We start from the raw sequence: 9251 nt of genomic DNA, 5'->3' as shown, positions 1-9251 counted from the left end.
TGTCTTTTGTGAGACAAATAAGCGCTATTAATGCCCCAAAGGCAATAACCACAGTTATTACCTGTAATAAGAGCATGATTAATTCATAATCACTCATAGGCTTATCCCTCCCTTCGATGACGAAGAGAGGCCCAACCTCATCTGACTATCCTAAGTCTATTATAGAACGAACTAATATACGATACAATAAGGAACGAATAATAGAAATATATAGATAAATACAAAACCCCTATCGGTTAAGCCAATAGGAGTTTTTCTTATTTTACAACGATATCATCGAATTGCGCGCCATACACACGTTCATATAAACGGTTCGCCAATAGGTATCCTGCGAATCCAAAGTCTACAGGGGCAGTTGCCATTCGTCTGTCTCGCGCTTCGCTTTGTGTATCATACCGGTTCCCATCTATATGATATTCTTTGAAATCAACAACACTAGATGTGATACCTGAGTTCTTTTGTTTAAGCAGCCATAGGTCTTTATAGGATCCTAATTGATGGGACTCTAGCTTCTTGATAAGACTAGCAAAGGACTGCTTTGTATCAAAGGTATATAGAACCTGCTTTTCCTGAATCACATCACCAGCAGGCATGAGTACATACTGTGTGAGGGCAATTTGCTTGCTTCCATTCGGCCCGTTAGAGGCCTTGATGGAATTCTTATCTATATAGGTACCATCACCATTGCCACTTTCACCAAAGCCATGAAGCATTTCAAAGCGGCTGGTGTTTTGTAATTCCTGCATGGACATGCTGTGCGCAGGCACCACACAAGATAGCGCCAATGCCATTGCTATATATAGTACTTTCATTATGAGTCTCATTTCACCACCACATCTTCAAAATGCATACGATACGCCTCATAGAATAACGTATCTGCTATATCATAACGCGTCGTATTAGGCGCCGTGCGCACAATAGCACGAGTTGAGGATTTCACCTGAACCGGCAGCGACTGTCCATCAAAGGAGAATTTCCCCAATGGTTCCTCGGAGCCCGTCATACCTGTTTTCGTTTGTGCCGCATCAATAACCGTCGTCAACGAAGCACCCGCTTGTTTCGCGCGATATACCTGACTCGCTAGCGACAAACGAGTATCATAGGACACAATCCAGGCATCGCTAAAAATGGTATTTTTCCGCGGCGACTGATACGCATTGTACACAGTGGCCTTGATCTTATACACAGGCGGCGCGTACTCTAGCACCTCGATAGAACTCGTGTCTAAATACCACGTAGTATGCTCATTAGCATTGGGAACATCAGGTGTTACCTCATTAACCACCTTAAACTGCGGTGATGACTTGAGCTCCTGTATCGAAATCGCTTGGCTAGGCATGGTGAAAACTAGCGTCAGCGCCATCATCATAAAAAATCGCTTTAACATATATCTCTCCTTAAGCCTCATAAACTATGATATAAACTATACTTATTATACATTATATGTAATATCAATTATCTACATAAATCTGATACAATGATACTCATTTATCACAATTTGACGATATACTACTTTGTCCCTATAATATAAGAAGATAGCCAGACGAGTGGAAACGTCGGGCGCATCTCGAAAATCAAAATACTTAGGAAATGGCCTTTCTGTTTACTTAGCTACCATGCGGTAACGGAGGGCTATTTGCTTTTTGTAAGGCAAATAAGGGCTACCAGTGCTCCAGAGGCAATACCATAAAGACCGCACCAAAAGGTACGGTCTTTTTCTTATTTCTCCAGTCTTTTATTCCTAACTTGTCTTAGTTGCTTCGCATTTCCAAAGTCTAAATATTCCATTATATTGCGTAGTTCAATATGACTATACTTATTTTTACCATCTTCATAGGTAAGGAACATATAATATTCATACTTATCATCTTTTATTAGATGGTAAATACGAGATTTCTTACCTGGATTATATTGATCTAGAAGATAAGAAGGAACACCATTATTCCATACTAAAGCTACTTGAAGAGGTATATCTTTCAATAATGTTGGATTTTTTTTATAGAAAAAATGATCAAAAACAGTCTGGCTATACAAACGTATAGGCTCTTCTTTACTAACTAAAGAACTTCGTGCAACGACGAGTTTCATACCGTCTCCAACATATACGCGACCTTGAAAATCATCGCTTTTATCCACAATATCTAAAGTCATTCCCTTAGGTAGTCGATAAGTCAGATTGTCCCATGTAATAGCATCACTAGTATTATCTAAATTCTCTAATGATTGAATAGAAGGAATTACAAAATTAGCCATTGTAGATTCTAACTTTTTTGTAACGGGCTGATTCTTATTGCCTAAAAATGCCATATACGTCTGATTTGGGTATTTATCGAAAGTAACGGCAGCATACATTACAGGTAGATTTCCATTCTCATATTGCTCTCTTATTCCCCAGTAGCCTTTACTAATGCCCGAATACATAAATTCCCCTTGCCGTTGAGCCTTTTTATTAAAACCTGAATCTTCAACTTGCTCATTAGCACCTACTAGCCCCGCAATAGCATGACGATCAAAAACATACAAGCCTTTACCCTTCTTATCCAGGTCCACAAAATAACTTTCTACCACTGAAATAGGCAATGTCACTTTAGCCTTATAATCACCTTCGTGCAATAAAATTACGGTGGATTCATGGGTAATTAACTCCAAATACTTCGCATAGGCCTTTTTTAATTGCGCTGCTTGCTCTGCAGTAACTTTCTTCTTAAGAACCTCATCATCAATCCTATTATTATAATCTTCTAATTTCTTAATGTGATCAGTAGTGAGAATATTACGAGTCTTATCATAACGATAGTTCTGATATGCATTATCTGGAATACTTGCGTCGGCCCCTGGTACAGGCGGCTGTCCTTCAGGAACAGTATATTGCGCCGCATCAATAGGCATGGTGAAAGCTACTGTCACAGCTAAGCTCAACAAAATACTTTTTAGTTTCATACAACACCTCTCAAACAATAATAGGCACGTTCTCACATTAGTATAAGTATACTATATCCTCGAGAACGTGCCTATTTATGCTTATTGTAATTTTTGTAATGCTGCTTTAATTTCGTTTACTTCAGCGCGTAGTTCTTCGTTGTCTGCGCGTAGTGATGCATTGTCAGCTTGTAGGTCTTTGATTTGTTTCGCCATTTCAAAGCGGCTTGTTTTGAGTGTCGGATCTTGTTCGCCCACTTTGAAAGAAGCACCGATGTTAAACATGCTTTCACCACCAACGGTAACGCCAGCGTGAACCATGGAGTTTTCGTTCGGCTGATAGGATGCACCGATAGCACCAGCAGTGGAGTGTTTATAGTGGCCCAAGCTAGTGGCAAAGGACCATTTATCGTTTGGATTGTAGTCGAGATAATGGAGGCCCGCTAACGCCGCAGAGGCAGCCCCCACCTTGGACACCTGACGATCCGTATAGGACTTGGCGTTGTTGAGCACCTTGTCACCAATGTTAGCCGTGTTATTTTCGAGCGTAGAAATGCGATTCGTATTATTATCTACCTGCGTTTTCACTTCGTGCAACTGACTACCGTTGATAGCGTCAGTAGACGTCTTAGAAACCTCGCCCTTGGACACATTCACGATCTTATGGTTACCGTTATTGAGGCCATTGTCTGTTAAAGAAACGATAGTAACAGGATTATTGTCCCCATCGGCTTTTTCAATAACAATGCCATTAGGGCCATACGTTGTTCTATTAATCTGATCTGTATGGCTTTCAACAACTAATCCATCTAAGGTTAAGCTAGAATATTTGACGCCATCAGTATGAGATACTTTGATTTCATTACCATTAATTTCAACATATTTATCGCGTCCAGCTGGATTATCTGACACCTCAATGGAGCGAAGACCTTGAACATCTTCGCTCAATCCAACAGTATAACTCTTTTGGCCATTCTCGTTTTCAGTTTCGTCTACCGTAATATTATTAAGACTACCTACAATAGTTCTCATATCTGCTTCTGCCATCACGTTAATGCTCAACACAGACATAATCCCAGCTAATACTAACAACTTCTTATTCATGATTACTCCCCTGAATTCATAGTAAACATTAGCCATACAATCCCTTATAGTATGGTCTAACTAACTATAAACATACAAAAAACAATAGTACCCTAAAATTCACAATATACTACAATTATAAGCTTAGCTTATTTTTATTTCAATGATTAACTTTGATAAACTTTCATTATTTATTCATTTTAAATTCAAAAATACTCTTTTAACTATCAATAAAGGCTCTACCAGTTAAGGTAGAGCCTCTAGCTATTTTCTTATTTAATTGTAAATTACTAGCTTCAAATTAGTAATTACTAGCTTCAAATTAGTGAATAATCCAGATAGCAATTGTACTCGTAATGAAAGTAACGATAACAGGTACGCTTGTACGTTTTACGAGTTCGAAGCTAGAGATGTTTGCGATACCAGCTACGGCGATCATAACAGCACTGATTGGGCTAAGTAGACGGCCTACGCTAGCTGCATTTTGCATGCCAAGAAGGATTGTTGTTGCATTACCGCCTAGGTCAGCTGCAAAGTTTGGAACTAGTGGAGCAAAGGCGAACATAGATGCAACACCAGAGCCCATTACTACGCTGAGACCCATGATGATACCAGACACGATAACGCCTACTACGTCAGCAGAGATGGCAAGGCCTTGAATAGCGGCAACGAATTCTTTTACGATGCCTAGGGAAGTCAAACCGAAAGCGAATGTTTCACCAGCAACGATCAATGTTACAGTGTTTGCAAATTGGTCGCCCATGCCTTTGAAGAAGGTTTGGATACTAGCCGCCATTTTGCGGAAGTCGCGATGACGAATGAGTTCGCAGCCCATAGCGATGAACAAGCTGAGGAACATCGCAAGGTTTACGTTCATTTTAACGCCTTTAATACCGTATTCGCTGAAGCCAAGGATGAAGATCAATGGCAGTAATGGCAAGAAGATATACGCCAATGGCCCCACTTCAAGCTCGTCCGTTTTATGAGCTTCTACGTATTCTGTTGGGATGTGACCAGATTTCTTATCCATGTATTTTTGCCAAATAAAGTGAGTAATAGCCGCCATCAAGCCACAGATAATATATACTTTCAACTGGTACCCAACGAAGTACTCATGAATAGGCATGTTCACTGTTTTGGATACGAGCAACGTTGTTGCAGAGGCAGGACCGATGTCGAGCAAGTGACCTGTCGCAACAGCCGCCGCCGCACCGACAGGGCTAACACCTAAGCGCACAAGGATTGGGAAGATTGTCACCATCATGAGCATCGCAAGGCCAGACGCACTTGGAATGACTAAGGACATGAACATATTTAAAATAAATGTAAGCGCCATTACTAGGTACGCAGATTTCATTTTACCAAGCGGTTTAATGGCCGTTACAACGAGGCGAGAGCTGGCACCGATGTGGTCCATGTACTTGGCGAAACCAGTACAAGTCATAATCATGAGACCAAGGTTTGCCGCATCTTTAGCAGTTGTAATGTTAATAAATTCAAAAGCATCAAAGAAAAGAACCCCTGTGGACTTCTTCGCTTCTACGAAAGATGTTGTGTAGCCTAACAAGTACGCTGCAAACATCATAATAAGACCGCCTAACAACAATACGGTTTGCGCTTTAAATTTCTTAATAACAAGCGTCCCCGTAATGGCGATGACCAATAAACAAACTAACAAATTCATACAGTGTCCCTCCATTTACAACACAATACTTAGAAGTTTTCCTTCGCTTGTTTGAAATCCTCTTTGATTGTTTCTAGCAAGCCTGGTGTTTCAAGGATTTCCTCAACAGATAAAGCAATGCCCTTCGCGCCATACATGATAGCGTCCTCTGCGAGCTGGCTTTTACCATTATCTAACCATTCTTGAGAATGACTAGTTACGCCCTTGCCTACGAATTTCACGCGCAAACAAGCACCTGGTACACGGAACGTCACGCTAGAGAAATCGGTAGATCCCGTCACCTTACGAGGCTCAGAAATCTCTGGGGCTCCTACTTTTTCTGCATTTTTTAAAAGTATATCGTTCAAGGTTTGTACATTGACTTTGTTGTCGTATGCCTTAACCTCTTCCCATTCCATGGTAGCGCCCACCTGTAACGCCGCCCCTTGGGCCACGTCTTTCACACGAGCCACAACCTCGTCGAGACGAATGCGACTGGAAGAACGAATATACCATTGGGTACACGCATAATCTGGAACGATATTCGCCGCCTTGCCGCCGTCAGTTATGATACCGTGCATGCGAACCTCAGTCGGCACATGCTCGCGCAAGTACTCCATGCCGTTAAAGAACAACAATACCGCATCAAGAGCGCTGATGCCCTTCTCTGGAGCAATCGCCGCGTGAGCAGACTTGCCGTGGAACTTGATATTCACGAGATTCAATGCCAAAGACTTGCCGTCTACCGTCGTCGTATCGCTGCCATGCATCATGAAAGCTAGGTCTAAATCGTCAAATACGCCTTCGCGAGCCATAACGAGCTTGCCACTAGCCGTTTCCTCTGCAGGCGTACCGTACACAACCAATGTGCAAGGCGCCTTTAACGTACGTTTCAAAGCAATTGCCGCCGTACAGATGGATGGACCTTGTAAATTGTGACCACACGCATGGCCCAAGCCCTCAAGGGCATCGTACTCGCAAAGCAAACCAATCTTAGGGCCGCCACCGTTTACATGGTACACCGCTCTGAACGCCGTTTTGAGCCCACTCACCTCACGGTCTACGGTGAAACCTTCCTTCTCCAATAAATTCGTCAACAACTCATGGGCTTGAAACTCTTCGTTCCCGAGCTCAGGATGATCGAAGATGAAATCGTTCAACTCCTTCATGGGCTGTCTTAATGCTTCAATCTCTTGTAAAAGCTGACTCATTTCTACCTCCAACATACACACTATAAAAACCTAACTATAACTACAAATACAAGCCTATCTATAACAACAGATATAAATGTTCCGTATTATGGAACACCATTCCGAATATCGGACAAAAAATTTACAAGGTTGCCCCCATTTGTTTAGAAATGGTTTGACCTAATACCATCATGACAGATAGATACTCATTGACGCGTTCTTCCGTGTAGTCCCCTATAGGACCAGAGATAGTCATCACCGCCTCTAGCTTATTGCCAAAGGAGAAGATAGGAACCGCTATCGATGCCGCATCAGGCACGCGATTGCCTCGTGTTACCACGTAACCATCGTGACGAATTTGGGCGCTTTCACTAGCACTCATATCAGTATCCTTGAAATCCCCTAGATAGGCTCCAAAAATCTTGCCCGCCGCCCCTTTAAAGATAGGGTACACCGTGCCGATCTTGATATCGTTACGCAATGGCTTGTCCGCCGCAACGCGCTCAATACAGATGCGATAATCGCCCTGCGCCAAGAACAAATTCACGGACTGCTGCAACTGATCGCGGATAGCCACCATGTATGGCTGCGCAATGGCACGCACATCCAAAGACGCAAGGAAGGACTTTGCCATAGGCAAAACGCCCCAAGACAACTGATACTTCTTGTCCCTATTGAACTCAACCCAATGGTGGGCCTCAAAGGTCTTAAGCAACCGATGGACCGTCGTCTTCGGCAACGCCGTCGCATTTGCCAACTCAGTCACCCCAAGTGGGCCCGCCTCTAACAATCTGAGTATCTCAATACCACGCTCTATTGATTGAACCATATTCATTTCCAAAGAAACATACTAGCACGCTGTGGGCTAATACATTTCACTATTCTATTAACACTAATAACAATATACGTAATGTATTTGATTGCACCCTATACCGCTCAACGACATAAATTGCATTTAACTCATTATAAATATAACAATAACACATTCATGAAAAATTTAAAAATAACTATGATGCATAGGTAAAACTAATGCTACAAGACATATTTACGATATGTATTGGAGCTACCTTCAAGCAAAAATAGAAAATATGAAACAGCTTCAGCCTCATCTTCAAAATAACGTTGTTCGTATACTTCATTACGTTCTGTCCAGTATACAGAAAATCTATTGGAAACTCGCTCTATAATAATAGTCCCAGGGGTAATGACGGTTCCCTCACTATCAATGTTATATGAACTTTTAGGTACACCAATTTGGTGCAAAAATTCTTTGAGCTCTTCAATACTCATACTAACTCTCTAAACCATTCACTTCTCTTTGCCAAAAGAAAATATAACTTTTCCATCAATATATCACTACAAATGTTTATTTTACCTGCCCAAGTATCATCGCTCCGCCCATTCTAGTGAACATATTCGGCCGATGATAGTGAAAGTCAGTATCTAGTTGTATTTCTAAGATTGCTTTATGCACTCGCTAGGCACAACTCTCATGATATGCTTGCCTATATACGATTGAACAACACGATTAAACTGAGATCTAACTAAAATATCCATACATGCCACCTCACTTAACAACAAACTGGGATAAACGATAACTCTACACCTATAATATAACAAGAGAAATAAGGAAAATATTACTCATATAAAAATCCAAAATTTTAATTTTAATATCAGAACCACCCGTAAAACGGGTGGTTTGCTCACGGGCTATAAGCCCGTAGTACTAGGCCAGCATCTAGAGGCGCTGGCTTTCACTACGTTCAAGCCGCATAGCCATTGACTCGTAACGGTCCCCTTAAAGGGGATATGTATTACTTGCTCCCCTTAAAAGGGTCCTCATATTCTTTTACACTAAGTTTATCTTTCATTTGGTCATGTAACTCTTGCTCACGTATATATTTTTTTACGGTTACTTCATTTAAACCTACCGTACTTACATAATACCCCTCGGGCCAAAAGTGTCTATTTCCAAATTTATACTTTAAGTTTGCGTGTTTATCGAATATCATTAGTGCACTTTTACCTTTTAAATATCCCATAAAAGATGAAACTGCTATTTTAGGTGGGATTAATACTAGCATGTGCATATGATCCGCCATAAGCTCCCCCTCAATAATCTTGACGCCCTTATATTCACATAAACGTCTCAATATTTCACGTAAACTATTTCTGTATTGATTATATATAACTTTACGTCTATACTTAGGTGTAAATACTATGTGGTATTTGCATAACCATTTTGTGTGCACAAGGCTCTATGTCTTTGTTGCCATATAAAATCACCTTTCTTTTGCATATAATGCGGCTTGAACACCTACATTATACTTAAGCAAGGTGATTTTTTTGTATAACTTTCGTTGCCGCACCCGCATAGCGGGTGGTTTTATGATTCG

9 protein-coding genes are annotated in these 9251 nt (G+C 41.2%); all 9 read right to left on the bottom strand.

Going from position 1 to position 9251, the window contains the following annotated elements:
- Positions 1 to 257 precede the first annotated feature (257 nt).
- Positions 258 to 812: a hypothetical protein gene (locus KH364_RS09315; RefSeq protein ID WP_273299414.1), complete on the bottom strand. Its 555-nt coding sequence runs from the start codon at positions 810 to 812 to the stop codon at positions 258 to 260.
- Positions 813 to 820: 8 nt separating this feature from the next.
- On the bottom strand, positions 821 to 1387 hold the full coding sequence (locus KH364_RS09310) for a hypothetical protein (protein WP_273299413.1): 567 nt from the start codon (positions 1385 to 1387) through the stop codon (positions 821 to 823).
- A gap of 332 nt (positions 1388 to 1719) precedes the next feature.
- On the bottom strand, positions 1720 to 2940 hold the full coding sequence (locus tag KH364_RS09305) for a hypothetical protein (protein ID WP_273299412.1): 1221 nt from the start codon (positions 2938 to 2940) through the stop codon (positions 1720 to 1722).
- An 81-nt stretch (positions 2941 to 3021) separates the two neighbouring features.
- Entirely contained in the window at positions 3022 to 4023 is a 1002-nt protein-coding gene (locus KH364_RS09300; RefSeq protein WP_273299411.1) for a YadA-like family protein, read from the bottom strand.
- Positions 4024 to 4324: 301 nt separating this feature from the next.
- Entirely contained in the window at positions 4325 to 5686 is a 1362-nt protein-coding gene (dcuC, locus tag KH364_RS09295) for a C4-dicarboxylate transporter DcuC (protein ID WP_273299410.1), read from the bottom strand.
- Positions 5687 to 5715: 29 nt separating this feature from the next.
- Entirely contained in the window at positions 5716 to 6876 is a 1161-nt protein-coding gene (locus KH364_RS09290) for a M20 family metallopeptidase (RefSeq protein WP_273299409.1), read from the bottom strand.
- A gap of 121 nt (positions 6877 to 6997) precedes the next feature.
- A complete protein-coding gene (locus KH364_RS09285) occupies positions 6998 to 7684 on the bottom strand; it encodes an IclR family transcriptional regulator (protein WP_273299408.1) in 687 nt (228 codons plus the stop codon).
- Positions 7685 to 7887: 203 nt separating this feature from the next.
- On the bottom strand, positions 7888 to 8145 hold the full coding sequence (locus KH364_RS09280) for a hypothetical protein (protein WP_273299407.1): 258 nt from the start codon (positions 8143 to 8145) through the stop codon (positions 7888 to 7890).
- 524 nt (positions 8146 to 8669) lie between these two features.
- The gene (gene tnpA / locus KH364_RS09275) at positions 8670 to 9107 is read right to left on the bottom strand and encodes an IS200/IS605 family transposase (protein ID WP_273299406.1); all 438 of its coding nucleotides are present in this window, start codon (positions 9105 to 9107) and stop codon (positions 8670 to 8672) included.
- Positions 9108 to 9251: the final 144 nt, after the last annotated feature.

The sequence above is a fragment of the Veillonella sp. oral taxon 158 genome (genome assembly GCF_018376515.1).
Classification (GTDB): Bacteria; Bacillota; Negativicutes; order Veillonellales; family Veillonellaceae; genus Veillonella; species Veillonella rogosae.
The sequence above is the reverse complement of the archived record's forward strand: the minus strand, read 5'-3'. Positions and strand labels throughout refer to the sequence as shown.

What these genes read in the sequence shown, in the direction of transcription:
- KH364_RS09315 (WP_273299414.1), bottom strand. Translation starts at nt 812, where the DNA reads ATGAAAGTACTATATATAGCAATGGCATTGGCGCTATCTTGTGTGGTG.
- KH364_RS09310 (WP_273299413.1), bottom strand. Translation starts at nt 1,387, where the DNA reads ATGTTAAAGCGATTTTTTATGATGATGGCGCTGACGCTAGTTTTCACC.
- KH364_RS09305 (WP_273299412.1), bottom strand. Translation starts at nt 2,940, where the DNA reads ATGAAACTAAAAAGTATTTTGTTGAGCTTAGCTGTGACAGTAGCTTTC.
- KH364_RS09300 (WP_273299411.1), bottom strand. Translation starts at nt 4,023, where the DNA reads ATGAATAAGAAGTTGTTAGTATTAGCTGGGATTATGTCTGTGTTGAGC.
- dcuC (WP_273299410.1), bottom strand. Translation starts at nt 5,686, where the DNA reads ATGAATTTGTTAGTTTGTTTATTGGTCATCGCCATTACGGGGACGCTT.
- KH364_RS09290 (WP_273299409.1), bottom strand. Translation starts at nt 6,876, where the DNA reads ATGAGTCAGCTTTTACAAGAGATTGAAGCATTAAGACAGCCCATGAAG.
- KH364_RS09285 (WP_273299408.1), bottom strand. Translation starts at nt 7,684, where the DNA reads ATGGTTCAATCAATAGAGCGTGGTATTGAGATACTCAGATTGTTAGAG.
- KH364_RS09280 (WP_273299407.1), bottom strand. Translation starts at nt 8,145, where the DNA reads ATGAGTATTGAAGAGCTCAAAGAATTTTTGCACCAAATTGGTGTACCT.